Source organism: Roseibium sp. MMSF_3247 (genome assembly GCF_030733765.1).
GTDB lineage: Bacteria > Pseudomonadota > Alphaproteobacteria > Rhizobiales > Stappiaceae > Roseibium.
The window spans coordinates 209,772-231,178 of the sequence record NZ_JASHII010000005.1; the positions used below are offsets into that span (position 1 = coordinate 209,772).

Sequence of the window (21,407 nt, forward strand, 5' to 3'; positions counted from 1 at the left end):
GAAGAGCGGAAGGCTGGCCATTAACCGCCGTAGATGTCGAAGTCGAAGTACTCCTTGGAGAACTCTTCGTATGTGCCGTTGGCGCGGATCGCGGCAATTGCTGCGTTGATCTTTTCTTTCAGCTCATCTTCGCCCTTGCGCAGGCCAACGCCCACACCGGCGCCGAGAATGGCCGGATCATCGGCCACATTGCCCTTGTATTCGCAGCATGCGCCTGCGTCAGACTTCAAGAATGCGTCAAGAGCGATGGCGTCTGCCTGAACCGCATCGACCCGGCCGGCTGCCAGATCCTGATTGGCTTCGTCCTGTGTCTGGTACTGCTTGATGTCGTCAGCGGTCGGAGCGAAATACTTGTCCGCGTAGGCCGCATGGATTGTGGAGACCTGAACGCCAAGGATCTTGCCGGACAGACCTTCCGGCGTTGCTTCGAAATCGTCAGCCTTGGCGCCGATGATGCTGGTCGGCGTGTTGTAATACTTGTCGGAAAAGTCGATGGTTTTCAGACGTTCTTCGGTGATCGACATGGAGCCGACGATCATGTCGATCTTGCCGGAAGTGAGCGCTGGGATGATGCCGTCCCAGGCAACCGGGGTGATGACACAATTGAGCTTTGCTTCCGCGCAGATTGCTTCCATGAATTCGACTTCCCAACCGACCCAATTGCCGCTGGCATCCGGGGAGGTGAACGGCGGGTACGGTTCTGCAGCAACGCCGACTTTGACATCTTGCGCCTGGGCGCCGGAAATTGCTGCAACGCTCACCGCGGTTGCCACAAAAGCTGCTTTGATCATGTGTTTCATGCTGTTCCCCTGTTTTCACTGTGTTTGCCCGATTGGTCGGGATGGTCCGCCCGCGACGAGGTGCGGGACGACCGGTCTTTGAACTTGCCGAAGACTGCCTTTTCCTCCCGGCAGGGCTTCGGCACTCTGGTTGCCGGCTCACGGCATGGCCGTGAGTATCCGGCCTAGTGGACCGAACTGATGAACTGTTTCAGTCTCTCCGATTTCGGGTCACCAAAGACCTGGCCTGGCGGTCCCTGTTCCTCGATGATGCCGTTGTGCAAAAAGATCACGTGGCTTGCGACGTCGCGCGCGAACTTCATCTCGTGTGTCACGAGGACCATGGTTCTGTTTTCTTTCGCCAGGTCTCCGATCACGCTCAGCACTTCCCCAACCAGTTCGGGATCGAGCGCTGACGTGGGTTCGTCAAAGAGAAGCGCCAGCGGCTGGACAGCCAGGGCGCGGGCAATTGCTGCGCGTTGCTGCTGGCCGCCCGACAAGAAGGCCGGATAGACGTCCTGTTTCTCGTGCAACCCGACCCGGCGAAGCAACGTTTCGGCGATTTCGACTGCCTCATCCCGTTTCATGCCGAGCACGTGGACCGGCACTTCAATCACGTTTTGCAGCACCGTCATGTGTTGCCACAGATTGAAGCTTTGAAAGACCATGGCCAGCTGGCTGCGGATGCGCTCGATTTGTTTCCGGTCCGCCGGGCGCAAGCCATGATGACCGTCGTCTTTCAGTGCAATGGCTTCGCCATGTATTGTCACGGATCCGGCGCTTGGAAGTTCGAGCATGTTGATGCATCGAAGGAAGGTGGATTTGCCGGAGCCCGACCCGCCTATGATTGCGATGACGTCTCCTTTGTTGGCCGTCATCGAGACCCCTTTTAGCACCTCGAGAGGTCCAAAACGCTTAAAGAGGTCTCGCACCTCTATGGCTGGCGCCACATCTTCCATTCTTCCGCCATTGCCCAGCTAAGTTGCCAGAGCTGTTGGTGTTTTTGTCCCCGCTGGCTTGTCGTTGTTGCCGGGAGAGCGCCAGCTGACTGCCCGGTCATTCCGAGAAGCTTTGCATCGGCTCAGAAATTATTCAAGTGTATAATTTGGGCTTGTGTGCTTATTATTCAGTCGTATAGTAAGCCGGAATCTGAGCGCATGAATGGCGCGCTTACGCTCCCATGAATGGGCGGCGGCATAAGAAACGGGAGGCGTGAGGTGCAATGAGTGCGACGTTTACAGCCGCTTGTCTCCTGCAAGATGAAGACCCGGTTTTGACCATTGCTGAACGGATGGTGAGATGACCCGTCGGTCGTTCCATAGAGCGCCGGAAGCCGAGCGCCGCCAAGATCTGATCACCGCAACACTGGACTGTATTTCCGAGCTTGGATTGCAAGGGGCAACCGTGCGCGAAGTGGCAACTCGGGCTGGTGTGACGCCTGGTCTCATCCGCCACTACTTCTCCAGCAAAGATCAGATGTTGCAGGCAGCCTATCGCGAAGTCATGACCGGCATGACATCGAAGGTCGCCGACGCTGCCGACAAGGGGCAATCGAGCGCCCGGGCCCGGTTGCACGACTTCATTGTCGCGAACCTAACGCCGCCGGTCGCCGATGGCCGGGCTCTGTCACTCTGGGCAGCCTTCATCAGTCATGTCCGGGTCGACCCGGATTTTGCAGAGATCCACCGGGAAAGCTATCTGGCGTTCCGGTCTGTGCTCGAGGCGCTTGTGGCTGATGTTCTCACGGAAGCTGGGCATGCGTCGGACACCAAGCGTTGTCAGGAGCTTGCCATTGCGATCAACGGCGTAATCGACGGCTTGTGGCTGGAAGGCACGCTGGTGGGCGATCTCTTCTCCGAAACACCTTTGCCGGGCATTGCTGTCCGGTCTGTGGAAGTCCTTTTGGGCGGCATTTCTCTTGCTGCCGACACTCAACAAACCTGAGAGACCGACTATGCGTTATGCGTCGATCACCGACCGGTTGACCCATTTGGGGTCCGGGAAATGGACAGTTCATCTGAAGGCCCGCGAGATGATGGATGCGGGCACACCGGTGATCGAGCTGACGATTGGCGAACCGGACATCATGCCTGACAAAGCCCTCCTGGATGAAGCTGAACGGTCGATGCGGGCTGGCCGAATCCGGTATTCCAACGGGCGCGGCGAACCGAAGATCGTCGCCGCTTTGGTAGAAAAATACCGGCAGCGGCGGCCAAGCGTTACAGAGCGCAACATCCTCTGTTTTCCAGGAACGCAGACAGCGCTTTTTGCGGTGATGCTGGGTCTTGTCGAGGGCGGGGATACGGTGCTTGTGCCGGATCCATACTACGCAACCTATGAAGGCGTCATTGCTGCGACGGGCGCGGCTATGGTGCCGGTCCCCTTGCGTCCGGAAAACGGATTTCACCTCAAGCCGGAAGACCTTGAAGCAGCCGTAACACCCAATGCCCGGGTGCTGCTTCTCAATACGCCCCACAATCCGACAGGTGCAGCGCTGACTGCAGAAGAAATTGCAGCTATTGGCGAGGTTTGCCAACGTCATGATCTTTGGATCGTTTGTGACGAGGTCTATGAGAAGCTGATCTTTGAGCGCACCTTCGCCTCACCTTTCGACATCGAGGCTCTGCAGGAACGAACGATCGCCGTCTCGTCGATTTCCAAGTCCCACGCAGCGCCCGGTTTCCGGTCTGGATGGGCTGTCGGACCAGAGGAATTCTGTGACCGGTTGCTTGCTGTTTCCGAAACCATGCTCTTTGGCGGGCAACCGTTCATTGCGGATATGACGGCGATGGCCGTTTCCGGCGAGTTTGATACCGCTGAACGCATGCGAGAGAGCTACAAGCGGCGTGCCGAAATCCTTATGGAACATCTTGGCGGTCATGGTGCCTTGCGGCCCATGATGCCGGAAGCGGGCATGTTTCTGCTGGTTGATGTCAGCGGCACCGGGCTGGATGGTGAAACGTTTGCAACGCGCCTTCTGGAAGAAAAACACGTTGCCGTCATGCCAGGCGTCTCGTTTGGCGAACAGGCGGCCGGGTTCATTCGCCTCTCATTGACGGTCGCAGATGACACCTTGCGGGAAGCTGCCACGAGGATCGCGGCCTTCGCAGACGAGCTGGCGGCGAATACGGGATCGAAGAAATGGGCGTAGTTGAGAAAACTGTTGGCGAAGCCCTGATTGACCTTCTCGAGATCAACGGCGTTGACACTGTCTTTGGCATTCCAGGCGTTCATACAGTTGAGCTCTATCGCGGATTGGCCTCTTCTCCCATCCGTCACATCACCCCTCGGCATGAGCAAGGCGCTGGCTTTATGGCCGATGGGTATGCGCGTGTGACCGGCAAGCCCGGCGTTGCCTTGGTGATCACCGGGCCGGGACTGACGAACACCATCACCGCGATGGCGCAGGCCTATCAGGATTCGATCCCCATGCTGGTGATCTCCGGTGTGAACGCGCGGGACAGTCTCGGCCATGGCCGCGGCATGTTGCATGAATTGCCCGATCAGCGGGCCATGATGGCAACACTGGCCGTCATGTCGCATACGCTGCTTGATCCAAACGATCTTCCATCTGTTATGGAACGGGCCTTCTCTGTTCTGAAATCCCGCCGGCCAGGTCCGGTTCACATCGAGATCCCGACCGATGTGATGCCGCAAAAGATCGCAATGGATACCTGGAAGCCAGTCATAGCCAGCGGCCCACGAGGAGCTGCAACAGAAGTCACTGACCTCACGGACAAGTGCCGGGCGGCGAAGCGACCCGTTATCCTGTGTGGTGGTGGATCGATCTCGGCAGCTCAAGAGATTCAACAACTTGCCGAGACCCTGGATGCGCCATTGGTCACGACGGTGAACGCGAGAGGCATGTTTGCGGGCCATCCGCTTTCGGTTCCGGCAAGCCCGAGTTTGAAGGCCGTCCGCGCGCTTGTGTCGGACGCCGATCTGGTAGTCGCGCTTGGCACGCAGATGGGTCAGACCGATTACGACATGTATGCGGATAATGGCTTCCCGGTACTTGAAAACCTGGTACGGGTCGACATTGATCCCGATCAGCTGGCCCGAGGACCATCAGCTGCGCTTTCGATCCTCTCCACCGTTGATCAGCTGGTGGCAGATCTGCTGGCTGCTCTTTCAGATCACAGCGCGCAATGTGCAGGTGCAGCACGGGCAGCAGCCTGCCGTGAAGAGGCGTTCGCCGCCCTCACTCCAAAGATGAGGGCAGAGATCGCGGTTCTTGAGACCATTCGCGATACGCTGTCGGGCTGCATCATGGTCGGCGATTCCACACAGGCCATCTATTCCGGCAATCTCTATTTTGAAGCTGGACAGCCGAAGGGCTGGTTCAATGCCGCGACCGGCTTTGGAGCCCTTGGCTATGGTCCACCTGCCGCGGTGGGAGCCAGCCTCGGCGCACAAGGTGTGCCGGTGGTTTGCATTGTTGGCGACGGTGGATTTCAGTTTTCGCTTGCCGAGATCGGGTCGGCAAAAGACTGTGAGGCGAATGTCATCTTTCTTGTCTGGAACAATGACGGTTACGGTGAGATCCGCACCTTCATGGAAGACAGCGGGATTGAACCTGAGGGTGTGACGCCATCCGCCCCGGATTTTCTGAAAATCGCGGAAGGCTATGGCTTGCCGTCAATCCGATTGGCCGATGTTTCGCAGCTCAATGACGCGCTGATCGATATGGCCAAGATATCCGGTCCGGCATTGATTGAAATCCATGAAATTGAGACCCGGGGCGCCACCGCATAGGCGCCCCTTTTGCTTAACTGAGACAGGTCATACTTTACCGACCCAGAGATGTTCTTCGGAAGTGTTCCGCACGCGTCAAGTTCTTATTTCTAAAGTGTAATTCGTTAGTCTAATAGACTTACGAAGCCCCTACTGAAGTATGGGCCTACGTAAGTAGTCTTGAGTATATTTTGCGCATCGATAGAAAACTAAACTCGCATTCCAGTGAAGTTCGGTGACGATCGTCACGATAGGTCAACAAGCAGTATGAACCCCGTTTTGCACGGGGTCACAGATTGAGGTCTAGGGAAGGGGGTTCCTCGGCCAAGTGCTGAGTGCGTGCCAAATGGAGAAAATCGGTTGTAAATAGTCATGGTACAGCTTTCCCGGACATCTCCGGAAATCGCTGTGTTCAAGGCCCAGCCGCTCCACCGCCAGCATCCAGCATCCAGGCTCAAGGTTCCAATTCAAAACACGCGATTGAGGCGCCGCGTTCGCCGGGGCGTTTGAACCTTAACAGGATCAAGTGGAGGAGACTGTATGTCCGAAAACTCATCCAACAACGAATATTGGTCCGCCAATATGCGCATCATCAAGATCAGCCTCGTCATCTGGGCGCTGGTCTCTTTCGGGTTTGGCATTTTGCTGCGCCCGCTGCTGAGCGGCATTCCCGTCGGCGGCACCGATCTGGGCTTCTGGTTTGCCCAGCAGGGTTCCATCCTCGTGTTCCTCGGGCTGATCTTCTTTTACGCCTGGCGCATGAACCAGCTCGATCGCGAGCATGGTGTGGACGAAGAATAAGGGCGGCCTGAGATATGGATCAGTTTACGATAAATCTGCTGTTTGTGGGTGGCTCTTTCGCCCTCTACATCGGCATCGCGATCTGGGCCCGCGCAGGGTCTACATCTGAATTTTACGCCGCTGGCCGCGGTGTTCACCCGGTCACCAACGGAATGGCGACCGCAGCGGACTGGATGTCAGCTGCCTCGTTCATTTCCATGGCAGGCCTCATCGCCTTTACCGGCTACGACAACTCTTCGTTCCTGATGGGCTGGACCGGCGGCTACGTGCTGCTGGCGTTGCTGCTTGCGCCTTACCTTCGCAAGTTCGGCAAGTTCACGGTGTCCGAATTCATCGGGGATCGGTTCTACAGCCAGACGGCCCGTATCGTTGCCGTTGTCTGCCTGATCGTTGCCTCGACAACCTACGTTATTGGTCAGATGACCGGCGTTGGGGTTGCCTTTGGCCGCTTCCTGGAAGTTGACAACACAACCGGTCTTCTGATCGGCGCGTGTGTGGTTTTCGCTTACGCGGTTTTCGGGGGCATGAAGGGCGTGACCTACACGCAGGTGGCTCAGTACTGCGTTTTGATCACGGCTTACACCATCCCGGCGATCTTCATTTCGCTGCAGTTGACCGGCAACCCGATCCCGGGTCTAGGTCTCTTCGGCAATGATGTTGCCAGCGGTGTGCCGCTGCTTGCCAAGCTGGACCAGGTGGTTACGGAACTTGGTTTTGCGTCCTACACGGCGCACCATGCCAACACGCTGAACATGGTTCTCTTCACCCTGTCCCTGATGATCGGTACCGCGGGCCTGCCGCATGTGATCATGCGCTTCTTCACGGTCCCGAAGGTTTCCGATGCGCGCTGGTCTGCCGGTTGGACGCTTGTCTTCATTGCGCTTCTTTATCTGACAGCTCCGGCTGTGGGTGCGATGGCGCGTCTCAACATCACCGAAATGATGTGGCCGAATGGCGGTATCAATGGCGGCGCTGTTGCTGTGGAGCAGATCGAAAACGACTCGAAGTACGACTGGATGTCGACGTGGCAGAAAACCGGTCTTCTGGACTGGGAAGACAAGAACGGCGACGGCAAGATCCAGTACTACAACGACAAGAATGCTGATCTGCAAGCAGTTGCTGCGGAAAAGGGCTGGGAAGGCAACGAGCTGACCAAGTTCAACCGCGACATCCTTGTTCTTGCAAATCCGGAGATCGCCAACCTTCCAAGTTGGGTGATTGGTCTGGTGGCCGCAGGTGGTCTGGCAGCAGCGCTCTCGACGGCGGCCGGATTGTTGCTCGCGATCTCGTCAGCGGTGTCGCATGACTTGATCAAGGGGGCCTACAATCCAAATATCTCGGAGAAGGGCGAACTGTTATCGGCACGAATAGCCATGGCGGTCGCGATTGTTGTGGCAACCTATTTGGGCTTGAATCCACCCGGATTCGCGGCGCAGACGGTGGCTTTGGCCTTCGGACTAGCGGCGGCCTCGATCTTCCCCGCCCTGATGATGGGCATCTTCACCAAGGTGAACAGCCGCGGTGCGGTTGCCGGGATGATCGCAGGTATCTCCGTCACGCTGATCTACATCTTCCTGCACAAGGGCTGGCTGTTCATTCCGGGCACCAACTCCTTCACAGATGCTGATCCGCTGCTCGGCCCGATCAAGTCCACGTCTTTCGGTGCAATTGGTGCCATGGTGAACTTCACCGTCGCCTACTTTGTCTCCAAGGCCTCGGACCCGATCCCGACGGAAATCGAAGAGCTCGTTCAGAGCGTTCGGATCCCGCGCGGAGCCGCTGCAGCTCAGGATCACTAACACTTGTCCGGGCCGCTGCTTGCGGTGGCCCGTTCAGTTCCGATCTTGTCCTGCCCGGCTCTTACTGGGCAGGACTTTTTATTACCGGTTCAAAAGGCTGTGCCATGTCGCTGACATCCGATCAGATCCTGCAGTTCCTAAGATCGGTGCATCCTTATGATGCCCTGCCTGCCGATGTGCAAAGTGCCATCGTGGGGCAAATCGATGTCCGGGATCTGGAGCCGGGCACTTTGGTCTATGAATTCGGCAGCAGCATTCCGGGCCTTTTTATAATCTACGATGGCGCGATCGAAGTGCGGGACGAGCAGGGTGCTGTTCTGAGTTACCTCGGATCCAGAAACTCTTTCGGTGAGCGCGGGCTGTTGAAAAATGGACTTGCGGTGACAACTGCGACCGCAGACACCGCCGCGACCTTGTTGGTTGTTCCTTCCGGGCTGTTCAAAGATCTCATCCGCGATCACCAACCCTTCGCCCGCTTTTTCGACCGGAGCCGGAAACCGCAAGCGCGGGAAAGAGACCTGGCAACCACGCAGGTTTCGACCTTTATGGCGGGACAGCCAATCACATGCGCGGCGGATGACACCGTTCAATTGGCCGCAACACGAATGCGGGAGAACCATGTCTCCTCGCTTTGTGTGGTGAATTCCGATGATGCCTTGATCGGGATCGTCACCATTCGGGACCTTTCCGGGAAGATCCTTGCAGAGGGGCGGCCAATAGAGACACCCGTGGACGCCGTGATGACTGCGAACCCGGTTACGCTGGCTCCGTCGTCGATTGGTTCCGATGTCCTGCACCTGATGATGGAACGCCGGATCGGCCATGTCCCGATTGTTGAGGGTGGAAAGCTGGCCGGGATCGTGACGCAAACGGACCTGACCCGGTTTCAAGCGGTCAGTTCGGCTGAACTGGTTGGCGAGATCACCAATGCAGCAACGGCCGAAGAAATTGCAAAGGTGACAGCCAGGATCCCCAACCTCTTGGTCCAGCTGGTCGGCAGCGGCAACCGTCATGAAGTGGTGACCCGGTTGATCACCGACATTGCAGACACAACAACCCGGCGGCTGCTCGCTCTTGCCGAGGAGAAACTTGGTCCGGCTCCGGTTCCGTATCTGTGGCTTGCGTGCGGATCACAGGGGCGGCAGGAGCAGACAGGCGTCAGCGATCAGGACAATTGCCTGTTCCTGGATGACAGCGTTACGGAAGCGGATCAGACCGGGTATTTTGCGGAACTTGCGAAGTTCGTCTGCGATGGTCTGAACACCTGCGGATATGTCTATTGTCCGGGTGACATGATGGCGACCAATCCGCGTTGGCGTCAGCCGGTCAAGGTCTGGAAAAGCTACTTTGAAGGCTGGATCGAAAAGCCGGACCCGATGGCGCAAATGCTGAGTTCGGTGATGTTCGACCTGCGGCCGATCGGTGGGCATGTGCCGCTGTTCGCAAACCTCCAGGAGGAAACCCTGGAAGTCGCCGCCCGCAATTCGATTTTCGTGGCGCATATGATCAGCAATTCGCTAAAGCATACGCCGCCCCTCAATCTCCTGCGCGGCCTTGCAACGATCCGGTCCGGTGAAAACAAGAACACCCTGGATATGAAACACAATGGCGTTGTGCCGGTGGTGGATCTCGGGCGGATCTATGCTCTGCGGGGTGAAATCAAGGCGGTCAACACACGAGCCCGGCTTGTCGAGGCCAAGGAAAAGGGTCAGTTGAGCCAATCCGGCGGCGGCGATCTGATCGACGCTTATGACCTGATCGCTGAAACGCGGCTCTTGCACCAGGTGGATTTGATCAAGCAGGGCTTGCCGCCGAACAACTTCATGCAACCCTCGATCTTGTCAGACTTTGAGCGCAGCCATTTGCGTGATGCCTTTGTTGTGGTCAAAACTATGCAGTCGTCGGCGGGGCAGGGCCGTGGCATGCTGAATTAAAAACACCGGACGAGGGGCTTGGCGTCTCATCGTTATCCGGATGGGGGAGTGAATGTTTGTTGAACTGATTGCAACGATTGTTGCCGGTATTGCTGCCGCAGGGCTTGTGATGCTGATCAACCGGGCGCTGGGCGGCCGGATGCCGAAGTGGCTTGCCCCCGTCATGGCGGGTGTTGCGATGCTCGCAACCACCATCTCTAACGAATACGGCTGGTACGATCGAACCCGGGAAACGCTGCCAGAGGGTCTCGTCGTTGCGCAGACCGTTGAAAACCGGTCCTTCTACCGACCCTGGACTTACGCCCTGCCTTATGTCGAGCGGTTTGTCGCGATCGACACTTTGTCGATCAAGACCCATGACGCTCAGCCGGGGATGAAACTCGCCGACGCCTATTACTTCGGCCGCTGGTCGACGGTGAACAAGTTGCCGGTGCTGACCGATTGTACAGAAACGCGCCGGGCGGCTCTCATTGATGCCGTCACCTTTGAAGACAGTGGCACAATTGACGGCATCCAGTGGGTTCAGGTGCCGGAGAGCGATCCGATGGTGTCAACGATCTGCGGAGTGGGATGATGCTGACGTCACTCAGTTTGCGATTGCGGGTATTTCTCATGTTCTTGGGAATGACTGCGGCTGTCTGGGTGGCAATTGGTCTTGCTCTTTACATGGGATTGGCGCGCGCTGCAGAGACTGGTGTGGTCGGTGCTTTCACCTTCTCCGGGATCCTTCTGTTCTTTCTCTCACTGGCGATCTTCACCGGATGCTGGTTTTTGTTCGACACCAATGTCGCCAAGCCGGTCGAACGCATTGCCGCGGCCATGCGCACAAGGGCGCATGCTGGTGTAGAGGTCTCTGTCGATCAAAATGAAGCACGCTATCTCGGGGATCTGGGGCCGGCCGTTGCAGCCGTAACCGGCGAATTGTCGAAAGCCTCAGAGGACGCTGAGGGGATTGTCGCCGAAGAAACCGCGCGGCTCGCTGCGGAGCGGGCACATCTTGCTCTGCTGCTCACGGAAATCCCGGTTGCAATTGTTCTGGTCAGTCCGACCCATCAGATCATGCTCTATGACGGACAGGCTGCTGATGTTTTGAAACAGGTGCATGTTCCGCGCCTCAGCTCGTCCATCTACGACTATTTCACCGAAAGCGAACTGCGGCCGGGGTTTGAACAACTGACCGAGGCCCGGCGGGAGGTGGATGTTGAGGTGCATGGAACAAAAGGCAATCTCTCGTTCCGGCTGCGCTTGAAGAAGCTGAGCGAAGCCTCCGGTTTTATGATTCTGATCGACAGTACAAATGCGCGCATAGCGCCAGAAGCTGCGCGCCCTTTGATCTATGATTTTGATCTGACCGAGCGCGATACTGAAAAGGCCATTGAAAACTGTTCCCTCAGCGAGCTCTCCTTCACGGTCTTCGATACCGAGACAACCGGTTTGATGCCGAACAAGGACGATATTGTGCAGATCGGAGCCGTTAGGATCGTCAATGGACGCATGATTCCCGGCGAACGAATTGATCAATTGGTCAATCCCGGCCGGCCTATTCCTGCTGCTTCCAGCAAGGTTCACGGGATCTCGGACACCATGGTCACCGATGCGCCTAAGCCTCTGGAGGCGGTGGCGGACTTCCATGAATTCGCGCGCGAGTCGGTCATCGTTGCCCATAATGCGCCGTTTGATCTGGCGTTCTTGCACAAATACGGAAAAGTTGCCGGTCTTGAGTGGCCCCATCCGATTCTGGACACGGTGCTTTTGTCAGCGGTGGTATTTGGCTCGAACGAGGTGCACACGCTCGATGCATTGTGTGATCGTCTTTGCATAGAAATCCGGCCTGAAGTCCGCCACACCGCGCTTGGCGATGCGGAAGCCACCGCAGAGGCTCTTTGCAAGTTGCTGCCCATCCTCACGTCGAAGGGTTTTGAGACCTTCGGCGATGTCATCCAGGAAACCCGGAAGCACGGGCGCCTCCTGAAGGACATGAACTGATCCAGAAAATGCGCTGAAGAGGCTTTCAAAGATCTGTCGGATGACTGTCAGATTATGCTGCGCCGCGTCATTCTAGTTTCGTTTGCAGTGCGAATAGCGTCGATTAAATTTCAAGTTTGTTTTCAACTTGGACAATTCGAAAGCAAATTTCGCTGGTTTTTTGTCAGATATGTGTCACAATTGCGCTGTTTCGGGTTTCGTTTCGTCTTGAAAGTCGGAAAAGTCTAGCGAGCCGAAATTGATAAATGTAATATTTTTCAATATCTTATATCCCAATAATCCCACTCAAACTATCTACTAAATTTTTAGTTTGACAATGCGGCTTCCCTGAGTCCAATTTATCACAGCCGGATAAATGTCGGCATAGATACTCTCATGGGAGGAAATAAAGATGCGCAAGTATCTTCTCTGCGCAGTTGCGGCCAGCGCCGTGATTGCAGGAGCAGGATCTGCTTTTGCCGATGAGGCGGCAGCACAAAAGTGGATCGACCAGGAATTCCAGCCATCCGTTCTGACCAAGGATGAGCAGCTTGCAGAAATGCAGTGGTTCATTCAGGCCGCAGAACCGTTCAACGGCATGGAAATCAACGTTCTGTCCGAAGGCATTCCGACTCACTCTTACGAGTCCGAAGTTCTGACCAAAGCCTTTGAGGAAATCACCGGTATCAAGGTGAACCACCAGATCCTCGGCGAAGGTGAAGTGGTCCAGGCCGTTCAGACACAGATGCAGACCGGTCGGAACCTCTATGACGCTTATGTCAACGACTCCGACCTGATCGGCACGCACTCCCGTCTGCAGCTCGCCTACAACCTGACCGACTGGATGGCAGGCGACGCAAAAGACGTGACCAACCCGGGTCTCGATCTCGACGACTTCATGGGTATCCAGTTCACCACCGGTCCGGATGGCGATCTGTACCAGCTTCCCGACCAGCAGTTCGCGAACCTCTACTGGTTCCGTAAAGACTGGTTTGACCGTGAAGACCTGAAAAAGGCCTTCAAGGACAAGTACGGCTACGATCTCGGCGTTCCGGTCAACTGGTCCGCTTACGAGGACATCGCTGAGTTCTTCTCAAATGATGTCAAAGAAATCGACGGCGTCGCGATTTACGGTCACATGGACTATGGTAAGCGCGCACCCGATCTCGGCTGGCGCATGACCGATGCATGGCTCTCCATGGCTGGTGCAGGCGACAAGGGCGAGCCGAACGGCGTTCCGGTTGACGAGTGGGGCATCCGCATGGAAGCCGGCACATGTAACCCGGTTGGTGCATCCGTGTCCCGTGGTGGTGCTGCAAACGGCCCGGCGGCTGTTTACGCGATCCGCAAGTGGGATGAGTGGCTGCGCAACTATGCGCCTCCAGGCGCTGCAAGCTTCGACTTCTACCAGTCTCTGCCGGCTCTGAGCCAGGGCAACGTTGCTCAGCAGATCTTCTGGTACACCGCGTTCACTGCGGACATGGTAAAGCCGAAGTCTGAAGGCAACAACACTGTGGACGACGAGGGTACCCCGCTGTGGCGTATGGCTCCGAGCCCGCATGGTCCTTACTGGGAAAAAGGCCAGAAGGTTGGTTACCAGGACGTGGGGTCCTGGACGATCCTGAAGTCCACTCCGGTTGACCGCGCAAAAGCTGCATGGCTCTACGCTCAGTTCGTTGTTTCCAAAACAGTCGACACCAAGAAGAGCCACGTGGGTCTGACGTTCATCCGCGACAGCACTGTCAACCACGAGTCCTTCACCGAGCGTGCGCCGAAACTCGGCGGCTTGGTTGAGTTCTACCGCTCCCCGGATCGTGTTGCTTGGTCCCCGACTGGCGTCAACGTTCCGGATTATCCGAAGCTGGCCCAGATCTGGTGGCAGCAGATCGGTGACGTGAACTCCGGTGCCTTCACCCCGCAAGAGGCTATGGACCGCCTGGCGCAGGAAATGGACATCGTCATGTCCCGTATGCAGCAGGCTGATGAGCGTGCCAACGTCTACGGTGGTTGCGGACCGCGTCTGAATGAAGAGCGTGACGCAGAATACTGGCTGTCTCAGCCAGGTGCTCCGAAGGCCAAGCTCGCAAACGAGAAGCCGCAGGGCGAAACCGTCAACTACGACGAACTGGTTGCTCGCTGGCAGCAGTGATCACCTGATCTGACTTGACCAAAACATCGGACCGGGGCGTGTCCCCGGTCCTTCACCGATCCGAATGTGACAGGCGGCTGCGACACTGAATTCGCGCTTGGGCCTGGACGGACGCGGGCAGCAAAAATGTCTTTACAACTTAAAAACGTCAGTAAGCGCGTGGGATCCATCACCCATGTGAAGGAAACCACCTTGTCTCTCGAACCAGGGCACTTCAATGTTCTGCTCGGAGAAACCGGATCCGGCAAGACCTCGCTCATCAAGCTGATGGCGGGCCTCGACAGCCTCGCGACCGGTGAAATCATTATCAATGGCAAGGACGTGTCCGGCCTGAGTGCGCAAAAGCGCAACATCAGTCTGGTTCACCAGTTCTTCGTCAACTATCCGCACATGACGGTGTTCGACAACATCGCCTCGCCGCTCAAGATCGCGGGTGTCGCCAAGTCGGAGATCGCGGATCGCGTTGCAGAAGCTGCAAAGTTGATGAAGCTGGATCCTTACCTGCAACGCAATCCGCACGAGTTGTCCGGTGGGCAGCAGCAGCGGTGTGCTCTTGCACGTGCGATCGTCAAGGAAAGCGATGCGGTCTTCCTCGATGAACCGCTTGCCAACCTCGATTACAAACTTCGCGAAGAACTGCGCGACCAGCTTCCCGAGCTGTTTGCCGGACGCGGCGCCGTCGTTGTCTACGCGACTTCGGAACCTGAAGAGGCACTTCTTCTGGGCGGGCGCACGGCGCTGATGACCGATGGCAATGTCGTTCAGTTCGGCCCAACGGCGGAGATCTACCGGCAACCAAAAGATCTGGATGCCGCCAAGGTGTTCTCCAACCCGCCGATCAACACGGCCGAGGTCTCCAAGCAGGGGAACGAGGTCATCTTGAACGACCAGACCCGCTGGACACTGTCGGGTGCTGCTGCGGGTCTTTCCGACGGCATTTACACGCTGGCCATCCGCCCGCACCACGTCATGCCGGTCGAGACCGAACACAACACGGTGCGCCTTGAGGGCCACGTCCAGGTCACTGAGCTGAGCGGTTCTGAAAGCAGCGCGCACTTCGATATGGACGGGCAGTCCTGGGTGTCTTTGTCTCCGGGCGTACATCCGTACTTCGTCGGTGAGGTCCACACGTTCTATCTGGATCCGAACCACTGTTTCTTCTTTGCCCCGAGTGGCGAGCTGGTGGCGTAAGGAGAGGACTTCATGGCACAAATCACGCTTTCAAATCTGCGTCACAGCTATCACCCCAATCCAAAGAGTGATGCTGACTATGCGCTGAAGAAGATCGACCTGACGTGGGAAGACGGTGGCGCCTATGCGCTTCTTGGGCCGTCCGGCTGCGGCAAGTCCACGCTTCTCAACATCATCTCCGGCCTGCTCGTTCCCTCGGAAGGTAAGATCCTTTTCGGCGATCAGGACGTGACATCTCTGCCGCCGGCGAAGCGCAACATCGCTCAGGTGTTCCAGTTTCCGGTCATCTACGACACGATGACTGTTTACGACAATCTGGCGTTCCCGCTGCGCAACCGGGGCCGCGACGAGGACATCGTCAAGCAGCGGGTCACCGCGATTGCCGAGATGCTTGAAGTCACGGATATGCTGAACACCCGCGCGGCAAACCTGTCGCCGGACAACAAACAAAAGATTTCCATGGGCCGCGGTCTCGTTCGCCAGGACGTCAACGTCGTGATGTTCGATGAGCCGCTGACCGTGATCGATCCGCACCTGAAGTGGAAGCTCCGCTCCAAGCTGAAGGAACTTCACCAGCGGGTGAAGGCGACCATGATTTACGTGACGCACGATCAGACCGAAGCTCTGACGTTCGCTGACAAGGTCGTCGTAATGCAGGACGGTGAAATCGTTCAGATGGGCACCCCGGTCGAGTTGTTCGAGCGGCCTGCGCACACCTTCGTTGGACACTTCATCGGTTCTCCGGGCATGAACGTTCTTCCATGTGATGTGAAAGGCGGCGCTGCCTTCTTCGGCGGTGAACAAGTGAGCCTTGAGGGTCCGGCCAAGGACGTCGCAGATGGCGGCGCTGAAGTCGGCATTCGTCCGGAATTTGTCTCCATTGCTTCCAATGGTCAGGGCGTTGAAGCCGTTGTCCGCAAGGTTGCCGACGTCGGCCGTCACAAGGTGGTGGAAGCCATCGCTCATGACAGCCGCATTCACGCAATCCTGGAAGGGGAGGCGCCAAGCGCCGGTGAGGCCGTCAAGCTTCAGTTCAAACAATCCCAGACACGTCTTTACAAGGACGGCTGGTTGGCCAGTTCCCCAGAGGAGGCTGCCTGATGAAAACGCAAAATCAACGCGCCTGGTTCTTTGTTCTCCCAGTTCTCCTTCTGGTGGCGTTCAACGCGCTCATCCCGATGATGACCGTGGTGAACTACTCCGTTCAGGAGACCTTTGGCGACAACCTGTTCTTCTGGGAAGGCCTTCGCTGGTTCCAGGAAGTTCTGCAGTCCGAACGCTTTCATAATGCGCTTGGCCGCCAGTTTTTCTTCACCTTCATGATCCTGATCATCGAGATCCCTCTTGGCATTGCGATCGCGCTTTCGATGCCGAAGAAGGGGCCTTGGGTTCCGGTCTGCCTGGTTCTGATGGCTCTGCCGATGCTGATCCCGTGGAACGTGGTCGGTGCGATGTGGAACATCTTCACTCTGCCGGATATCGGCCTTCTCGGGTACTTCCTGAACCACACTCTGGGCATTTCCTACGACATGACCCAGGATCCGGTTGCTGCATGGGTAACGATCATCGTTATGGATGTCTGGCACTGGACGTCTTTGGTCGTGCTCCTGAGCTATGCCGGTCTGGTGTCCATTCCGAACGCCTACTATCAGGCTGCTGAGATCGATGGTGCGTCCAACTGGGCCGTGTTCCGCTTCATTCAGTTGCCGAAAATGAAAACGGTTCTGACGATCGCGATCCTGCTCCGCTTCATGGACAGCTTCAACATCTACACCGAACCGTTCGTCTTGACCGGTGGTGGTCCTGGCAACTCGACCACGCTTTTGTCCATCGATCTGGTGAAAATCGCCCTTGGTCAGTTCGACCTTGGTCCGGCTGCCGCCATGTCCCTCATCTACTTCGCCATCACGCTGCTGACCTCCTGGTTGTTCTACACGCTGATGACGAAAGACGACAACAAAGCTTGAGGAGAACCATCATGAGAATGAGAAATCTGGTTCCCATCCTGTACATCCTCTTCTTGATGTTGCCGATTTATTGGCTCGTCGCGATGAGTTTCAAAACCACCAACGAGATCCTTTCCGGGTTCTCCTTGTTCCCGCAGACCTGGACGTTCGAGAACTACATCGCGATCTTCACCGATCCGACATGGTACTGGGGCTACATCAACTCGATCATCTACGTGACACTCAACACGGTGATCTCGGTGTCTGTGGCTCTGCCGGCAGCATATGCCTTCTCCCGCTACTCTTTCGTGGGCGACAAGCACCTGTTCTTCTGGTTGCTCACCAACCGGATGGCGCCGGCCGCCGTCTTCGCACTGCCGTTCTTCCAGCTCTATTCCGCCGTTGGCTTGTTCGACACGCACTTGGCTGTTGCACTTGCGCACTGCCTGTTCAATGTGCCGCTGGCGGTCTGGATCTTGGAAGGGTTCATGAGCGGTGTACCGAAGGAACTGGACGAGACCGCTTACGTCGACGGATATTCCTTCCCGCGGTTCTTCATGACGATCTTCCTGCCGGCCATCAAATCCGGTGTGGGTGTCGCAGCTTTCTTCTGCTTCATGTTCTCCTGGGTGGAAATGCTTCTGTCCAAGACACTGACAGCGGTTGAGGCAAAGCCGATTGCCGCCGTCATGACACGGACGGCGTCGTCAGCCGGATATGAACTCGGGCTTTTGGCGGCCGCCGGGACGCTGACAATCATCCCGGGCGCGATCGTGATCTACTTTGTCCGTAACTACATTGCCAAGGGCTTTGCCCTGGGGAGGGTGTAATGCTGGGATGGATGGCCTGGACCTGGCCGACGGCCCTGTTGTTTGTCGGCATCTTCAGCGCAATTGGGTTCCTGACGGTGCTTGAGCTGAAATTCCCTGGCGGGGCAGAGCGCGTCGGTATTTTGCGCCTGACCACGACCCGCGGTGATCGCCTCTTCATCACGCTGCTCGGAACGGCCTATATCTTCCTGGCCTGGCTGGGTCTGGTCGGCATGCCGCTGTGGTGGCCGTTGGCAATCAGTATTGGCTGGGGTGTCTTCTGCTTCTGGAAGGTTTAGTGCCGGCTGGACGCAAAGATTAGACGTAGAAGTTTCACAAGAGATGGTGCAAAAATAGGGATGTTAAGTTCCATCCGAACCGCATGATTGCAGGACGAGAATGAGAAAGCGTAAAAGCAACGAGTTGCTCACCGAAGTCGAACTGGAGTTCATGACTGAACTTTGGAAAATCGGCGAAGGTTCCGTGCGGGATATCCTCGCATGTTTGCCGCCGGAGAGAAAACTTGCCTATACGTCCTGTGCAACGATCATGCGGATTCTGGATGAAAAGGGCTTCGTGGACAGCCGAAAAGATGGGAAAACACTGATCTATTCCCCGCGGCTCTCCAAAGATTCCTACCAGTCCCGTTCCTTGCGAAACCTGTCAGACAAGTTGTTCGACGGGACGCCCGCCTCATTGGTGGCGCGTCTCGTCGACGACTACGATCTTTCGGAGAACGATCTGGAGGAAATAAGAGCGTTACTGGACAGGAGGAGGACAGATGACGCTACCTAACCAGATTTTCGATATCTACATCGACCTCAACATAACCTTCGCCATAACGGCGGTGGTTTGGCTGGTCGCGAAATTGGTCCTGGAGCGATTGGGCATCAAGCTGGCCTATTCCGTTCAGCTCGGTCTGTTGAATGGCTTGTTTGTCATCACCGCACTCTCTCCGGGTGCCGTTGCCCTTTACCGTCACCTTCTGGATGCCGGTGTTGTTCCGGGCGCCATGTCCGTGAACCTGTCCGATATGGTCGTCTCGCAGTATTTGCGGGGTGGTATTGCCATTCCGGCGCAGGACTTCCAGTCTCTTTTGGGCCTGCGAGCACAGCTTTCTTCGGAAATCTTGTCCCTGACCTCTGTGCTTGGCGCAGGGATCGTGGCGGTGTTCCTTGCAGGCGTCACGTTTTTCGGGCTGAAACTCGCCAAAGGCTTCATTCAGCTGAACCGGGCTTTGGCCTCTTGTCATGTCTGGCGGGACCACGGCAGGCTCCGGCTTTTGCTCTCTGACACAGCCGTTGTTCCGTATTCGGCTCGCGGTTTGACCCGGAATTACGTGGTATTGCCAAGCGAGCTTTTGACCCAGAGCGAAGATCTCAAGCTCGTTTTGAAACATGAGTTTGAGCATCTACGGCAAGGGGATGTGACGTGGGAGATCGGTCTGGAACTCCTGCGCCCGTTGTTTTTCTGGAACCCGTTCTTCTACATCTGGAAGTCCGAGGTCGAGCGCCTGCGTGAACTGGCTTGCGATCAAAAGGTCGCGGAGAACGCGCAAGTGGATCTGAAGTCTTATTGCATGTGCCTGTTGCGCGCCGCGAAAGCCGGGATCCAAAAGCGCGAAGCCTTTTTAAACCAAAACCGATCCAGCGTTGCAGCCGTCGCGCTGATCGAGGTGCAGGACCGCTTGCTTCGGCGCTCGCCATCCCAAAAGCTCCGCAGCCGTGTCGAAGCGTTGATGGAACAAGACCGGGCCAAACCGCATACCGGACTGGTGGCCTTGGTGATTGTTCCAATGGCAGCGGTGGTGTTCCTTACCGGGCTTGCTATTCAAAAGCCTGCGGACTGGAGCCAGGATCGCTTGATGTTGTCAGCGATCATCAATCTGGAGCGCCTCGAGACGATCAATGCATTCGGCAAGGCGCCGTACCGATAAGCTGCGTTTTGTCTTGGCCAACGATCAGGATCCCCGGCTGAACGCCGGGGATTTTTCGTGTCGGCCCGATCAGATCGATTGTTACGCGTCCTCGAATATACCGTTCACAATTTCATATATAGTCGATCAAAGTTGAGTTTATTACCTCTTATTCATGAACAAACCGGCGATGTCCGCTGGCGACATGACTCTGGAGAGACCGATGAGCTCTGATGTTAAGACGATCCTGCATATTGACGCATCCGCGCGGAAAACCGGCTCCGTAACGCGAGAGCTGACTGAGACGCTGGTCAAGTCGCTTGCGACGGCGAACCGGGATGCGAAGATCCTGACCCGCGACGTGTCTCAAGGTCTGCCATTTATTGATGAGACCTGGGTCGGAGCGACTTTTACAGATCCGGCTGAGCGCACGCCTGAGCAGCGCTTGAAACTCGCCGTGTCCGACACGCTTGTTTCAGAGCTGAAGGCGGCGGACGTGGTTGTCATTGGTACACCGATTTACAATTTTTCGGTGCCTGCAGCTTTGAAAGCTTGGATCGACCAGGTCGCGCGCGCTCGGGAGACGTTCCAGTACACCGAGAACGGTCCTGTTGGTCTTTTGAAAGACAAGAAAGCGATCATAGCAGTGGCGTCCGGTGGTACACAGGCCGGGTCTGAAATCGACTTTGCTACGACCTACCTGAAGCACTTCCTTGGTTTCCTGGGCATCACTGATGTGACCGTGATCGCAGCCGATCAGCTGATGGTCAATCCGAACAAGCGCGCCGATGCGATCTCGCTTGCGGAGCAACTGGCAGCCTAAGACGCGCGGCGTCCCGCTCCCAAACCCAAGAGAGAATGAAAAAACCGGCGCGGCTTCTTGAGCCCACGCCGGTTTTCCATGTTGTACGCCCCCGTGAATCTCTTTTCACGTTGTCTGCAACGCAGTCACGCACTCCACTGCACTTTAAATTTCGTGTTGCTCTTATGTGCAGCCGCTTGGTGATGCTTTGGTTGTTTTTTCTTTCCTCGTTGCAGATAAAAATTCCGGTCCAGCCTATTTTTGAAGCGCTTTAGCAGGCGCCACTATTCTATTTCCCTGCCGGACCAACCTCGAGATTTCAGATCAGTCCCAGAACAATTGCAGCCAAAAACGCAAAGGCTGCAAAGAATGCGATCATGTTCAGGTTACGTACAAGAGTCATCTGTATTCCTCCCGTCACATCGGTCACAGCCGCTCACATTAATGCAGTCTTAACGAGAAGCGAAGGAAAAAAGATGCTGCATCGCAGCGCTCTCAGGTCCCGCAGGTTGCAGGCGAAGCGATTTCGTGAATGAGGCACCTAAAAACTCGGTATCTGAAGTAGTGGTCTATTAAGCCGGTC

19 protein-coding genes are annotated in these 21,407 nt (G+C 56.5%); 17 read left to right on the forward strand and 2 right to left on the reverse strand.

Translation table 11 applies throughout. From position 1 onward, the window contains the following. Nucleotides 1–20: 20 nt before the first annotated feature. Both RBB44_RS17715 and RBB44_RS17720 read right to left on the reverse strand, forming a co-directional pair. Complete coding sequence (locus RBB44_RS17715) at nucleotides 21–791, reverse strand: transporter substrate-binding domain-containing protein (RefSeq protein ID WP_371932280.1); 771 nt, start codon at nucleotides 789–791, stop codon at nucleotides 21–23. A gap of 173 nt (nucleotides 792–964) precedes the next feature. Next, nucleotides 965–1,738: an ABC transporter ATP-binding protein gene (locus RBB44_RS17720; RefSeq protein WP_306148953.1), complete on the reverse strand. Its 774-nt coding sequence runs from the start codon at nucleotides 1,736–1,738 to the stop codon at nucleotides 965–967. Nucleotides 1,739–2,078: 340 nt separating this feature from the next. Between RBB44_RS17720 and RBB44_RS17725 the strand changes: the two genes are divergently transcribed. The 17 genes from RBB44_RS17725 (at nucleotide 2,079) to RBB44_RS17805 (ending at nucleotide 20,845) form a co-directional block, all read left to right on the forward strand. Then, nucleotides 2,079–2,723, forward strand: a complete 645-nt coding sequence (locus RBB44_RS17725; protein ID WP_306148954.1) for a TetR family transcriptional regulator C-terminal domain-containing protein — start codon at nucleotides 2,079–2,081, stop codon at nucleotides 2,721–2,723. A 10-nt stretch (nucleotides 2,724–2,733) separates the two neighbouring features. Next, complete coding sequence (locus RBB44_RS17730) at nucleotides 2,734–3,930, forward strand: pyridoxal phosphate-dependent aminotransferase (RefSeq protein ID WP_306148955.1); 1,197 nt, start codon at nucleotides 2,734–2,736, stop codon at nucleotides 3,928–3,930. Beyond that, the gene (locus tag RBB44_RS17735) at nucleotides 3,921–5,534 is read left to right on the forward strand and encodes a 5-guanidino-2-oxopentanoate decarboxylase (RefSeq protein ID WP_306148956.1); all 1,614 of its coding nucleotides are present in this window, start codon (nucleotides 3,921–3,923) and stop codon (nucleotides 5,532–5,534) included. Before RBB44_RS17730 ends, RBB44_RS17735 begins: the two co-directional genes overlap by 10 nt. Nucleotides 5,535–6,053: 519 nt before the next feature. Then, nucleotides 6,054–6,314 (forward strand): DUF4212 domain-containing protein, encoded by a 261-nt coding sequence (locus RBB44_RS17740; protein ID WP_040450876.1) that lies wholly within the window; start codon nucleotides 6,054–6,056, stop codon nucleotides 6,312–6,314. 14 nt (nucleotides 6,315–6,328) lie between these two features. Beyond that, nucleotides 6,329–8,113, forward strand: coding sequence for a sodium:solute symporter family protein (locus tag RBB44_RS17745; protein ID WP_133946189.1), 1,785 nt, complete (start codon nucleotides 6,329–6,331; stop codon nucleotides 8,111–8,113). Between the two features lie 104 nt (nucleotides 8,114–8,217). Continuing rightward, the gene (locus tag RBB44_RS17750; protein WP_306148957.1) at nucleotides 8,218–10,047 is read left to right on the forward strand and encodes a DUF294 nucleotidyltransferase-like domain-containing protein; all 1,830 of its coding nucleotides are present in this window, start codon (nucleotides 8,218–8,220) and stop codon (nucleotides 10,045–10,047) included. Nucleotides 10,048–10,099: 52 nt separating this feature from the next. After that, a complete protein-coding gene (locus tag RBB44_RS17755; RefSeq protein WP_306148958.1) occupies nucleotides 10,100–10,621 on the forward strand; it encodes a hypothetical protein in 522 nt (173 codons plus the stop codon). Beyond that, nucleotides 10,621–12,033, forward strand: coding sequence for a 3'-5' exonuclease (locus tag RBB44_RS17760; RefSeq protein ID WP_306148959.1), 1,413 nt, complete (start codon nucleotides 10,621–10,623; stop codon nucleotides 12,031–12,033). The genes RBB44_RS17755 and RBB44_RS17760 overlap by 1 nt, the downstream gene beginning before the upstream one ends. A gap of 391 nt (nucleotides 12,034–12,424) precedes the next feature. Next, nucleotides 12,425–14,161 carry an ABC transporter substrate-binding protein gene (locus tag RBB44_RS17765; protein ID WP_306148960.1) on the forward strand — a complete coding sequence of 579 codons (1,737 nt, stop codon included), beginning with the start codon at nucleotides 12,425–12,427 and terminating at the stop codon, nucleotides 14,159–14,161. A 126-nt stretch (nucleotides 14,162–14,287) separates the two neighbouring features. Continuing rightward, nucleotides 14,288–15,352, forward strand: a complete 1,065-nt coding sequence (locus tag RBB44_RS17770) for an ABC transporter ATP-binding protein (RefSeq protein WP_306148961.1) — start codon at nucleotides 14,288–14,290, stop codon at nucleotides 15,350–15,352. 12 nt (nucleotides 15,353–15,364) lie between these two features. Further along, on the forward strand, nucleotides 15,365–16,453 hold the full coding sequence (locus tag RBB44_RS17775) for an ABC transporter ATP-binding protein (RefSeq protein ID WP_133946200.1): 1,089 nt from the start codon (nucleotides 15,365–15,367) through the stop codon (nucleotides 16,451–16,453). Beyond that, complete coding sequence (locus RBB44_RS17780) at nucleotides 16,450–17,319, forward strand: carbohydrate ABC transporter permease (RefSeq protein WP_208981338.1); 870 nt, start codon at nucleotides 16,450–16,452, stop codon at nucleotides 17,317–17,319. The genes RBB44_RS17775 and RBB44_RS17780 overlap by 4 nt, the downstream gene beginning before the upstream one ends. A gap of 11 nt (nucleotides 17,320–17,330) precedes the next feature. After that, nucleotides 17,331–18,128, forward strand: coding sequence for a carbohydrate ABC transporter permease (locus RBB44_RS17785; protein WP_133946202.1), 798 nt, complete (start codon nucleotides 17,331–17,333; stop codon nucleotides 18,126–18,128). Beyond that, complete coding sequence (locus tag RBB44_RS17790) at nucleotides 18,128–18,406, forward strand: DUF2160 domain-containing protein (protein ID WP_133946204.1); 279 nt, start codon at nucleotides 18,128–18,130, stop codon at nucleotides 18,404–18,406. The genes RBB44_RS17785 and RBB44_RS17790 overlap by 1 nt, the downstream gene beginning before the upstream one ends. 100 nt (nucleotides 18,407–18,506) lie before the next feature. Further along, nucleotides 18,507–18,902, forward strand: coding sequence for a BlaI/MecI/CopY family transcriptional regulator (locus tag RBB44_RS17795; RefSeq protein ID WP_133946206.1), 396 nt, complete (start codon nucleotides 18,507–18,509; stop codon nucleotides 18,900–18,902). Then, complete coding sequence (locus RBB44_RS17800) at nucleotides 18,889–20,043, forward strand: M56 family metallopeptidase (protein ID WP_306148962.1); 1,155 nt, start codon at nucleotides 18,889–18,891, stop codon at nucleotides 20,041–20,043. The genes RBB44_RS17795 and RBB44_RS17800 overlap by 14 nt, the downstream gene beginning before the upstream one ends. 202 nt (nucleotides 20,044–20,245) lie before the next feature. Then, the gene (locus tag RBB44_RS17805; RefSeq protein ID WP_306148963.1) at nucleotides 20,246–20,845 is read left to right on the forward strand and encodes an FMN-dependent NADH-azoreductase; all 600 of its coding nucleotides are present in this window, start codon (nucleotides 20,246–20,248) and stop codon (nucleotides 20,843–20,845) included. The last annotated feature ends 562 nt before the right edge of the window (nucleotides 20,846–21,407 follow it).

Coding starts and splice junctions, on each gene's coding strand:
- RBB44_RS17760 (WP_306148959.1), top strand. CDS start 10,621: ATGCTGACGTCACTCAGTTTGCGATTGCGGGTATTTCTCATGTTCTTG.
- RBB44_RS17735 (WP_306148956.1), top strand. CDS start 3,921: ATGGGCGTAGTTGAGAAAACTGTTGGCGAAGCCCTGATTGACCTTCTC.
- RBB44_RS17720 (WP_306148953.1), bottom strand. CDS start 1,738: ATGGAAGATGTGGCGCCAGCCATAGAGGTGCGAGACCTCTTTAAGCGT.
- RBB44_RS17800 (WP_306148962.1), top strand. CDS start 18,889: ATGACGCTACCTAACCAGATTTTCGATATCTACATCGACCTCAACATA.
- RBB44_RS17725 (WP_306148954.1), top strand. CDS start 2,079: ATGACCCGTCGGTCGTTCCATAGAGCGCCGGAAGCCGAGCGCCGCCAA.
- RBB44_RS17740 (WP_040450876.1), top strand. CDS start 6,054: ATGTCCGAAAACTCATCCAACAACGAATATTGGTCCGCCAATATGCGC.
- RBB44_RS17785 (WP_133946202.1), top strand. CDS start 17,331: ATGAGAATGAGAAATCTGGTTCCCATCCTGTACATCCTCTTCTTGATG.
- RBB44_RS17745 (WP_133946189.1), top strand. CDS start 6,329: ATGGATCAGTTTACGATAAATCTGCTGTTTGTGGGTGGCTCTTTCGCC.
- RBB44_RS17805 (WP_306148963.1), top strand. CDS start 20,246: ATGAGCTCTGATGTTAAGACGATCCTGCATATTGACGCATCCGCGCGG.
- RBB44_RS17730 (WP_306148955.1), top strand. CDS start 2,734: ATGCGTTATGCGTCGATCACCGACCGGTTGACCCATTTGGGGTCCGGG.
- RBB44_RS17755 (WP_306148958.1), top strand. CDS start 10,100: ATGTTTGTTGAACTGATTGCAACGATTGTTGCCGGTATTGCTGCCGCA.
- RBB44_RS17775 (WP_133946200.1), top strand. CDS start 15,365: ATGGCACAAATCACGCTTTCAAATCTGCGTCACAGCTATCACCCCAAT.
- RBB44_RS17765 (WP_306148960.1), top strand. CDS start 12,425: ATGCGCAAGTATCTTCTCTGCGCAGTTGCGGCCAGCGCCGTGATTGCA.
- RBB44_RS17770 (WP_306148961.1), top strand. CDS start 14,288: ATGTCTTTACAACTTAAAAACGTCAGTAAGCGCGTGGGATCCATCACC.
- RBB44_RS17750 (WP_306148957.1), top strand. CDS start 8,218: ATGTCGCTGACATCCGATCAGATCCTGCAGTTCCTAAGATCGGTGCAT.
- RBB44_RS17790 (WP_133946204.1), top strand. CDS start 18,128: ATGCTGGGATGGATGGCCTGGACCTGGCCGACGGCCCTGTTGTTTGTC.
- RBB44_RS17795 (WP_133946206.1), top strand. CDS start 18,507: ATGAGAAAGCGTAAAAGCAACGAGTTGCTCACCGAAGTCGAACTGGAG.
- RBB44_RS17715 (WP_371932280.1), bottom strand. CDS start 791: ATGATCAAAGCAGCTTTTGTGGCAACCGCGGTGAGCGTTGCAGCAATT.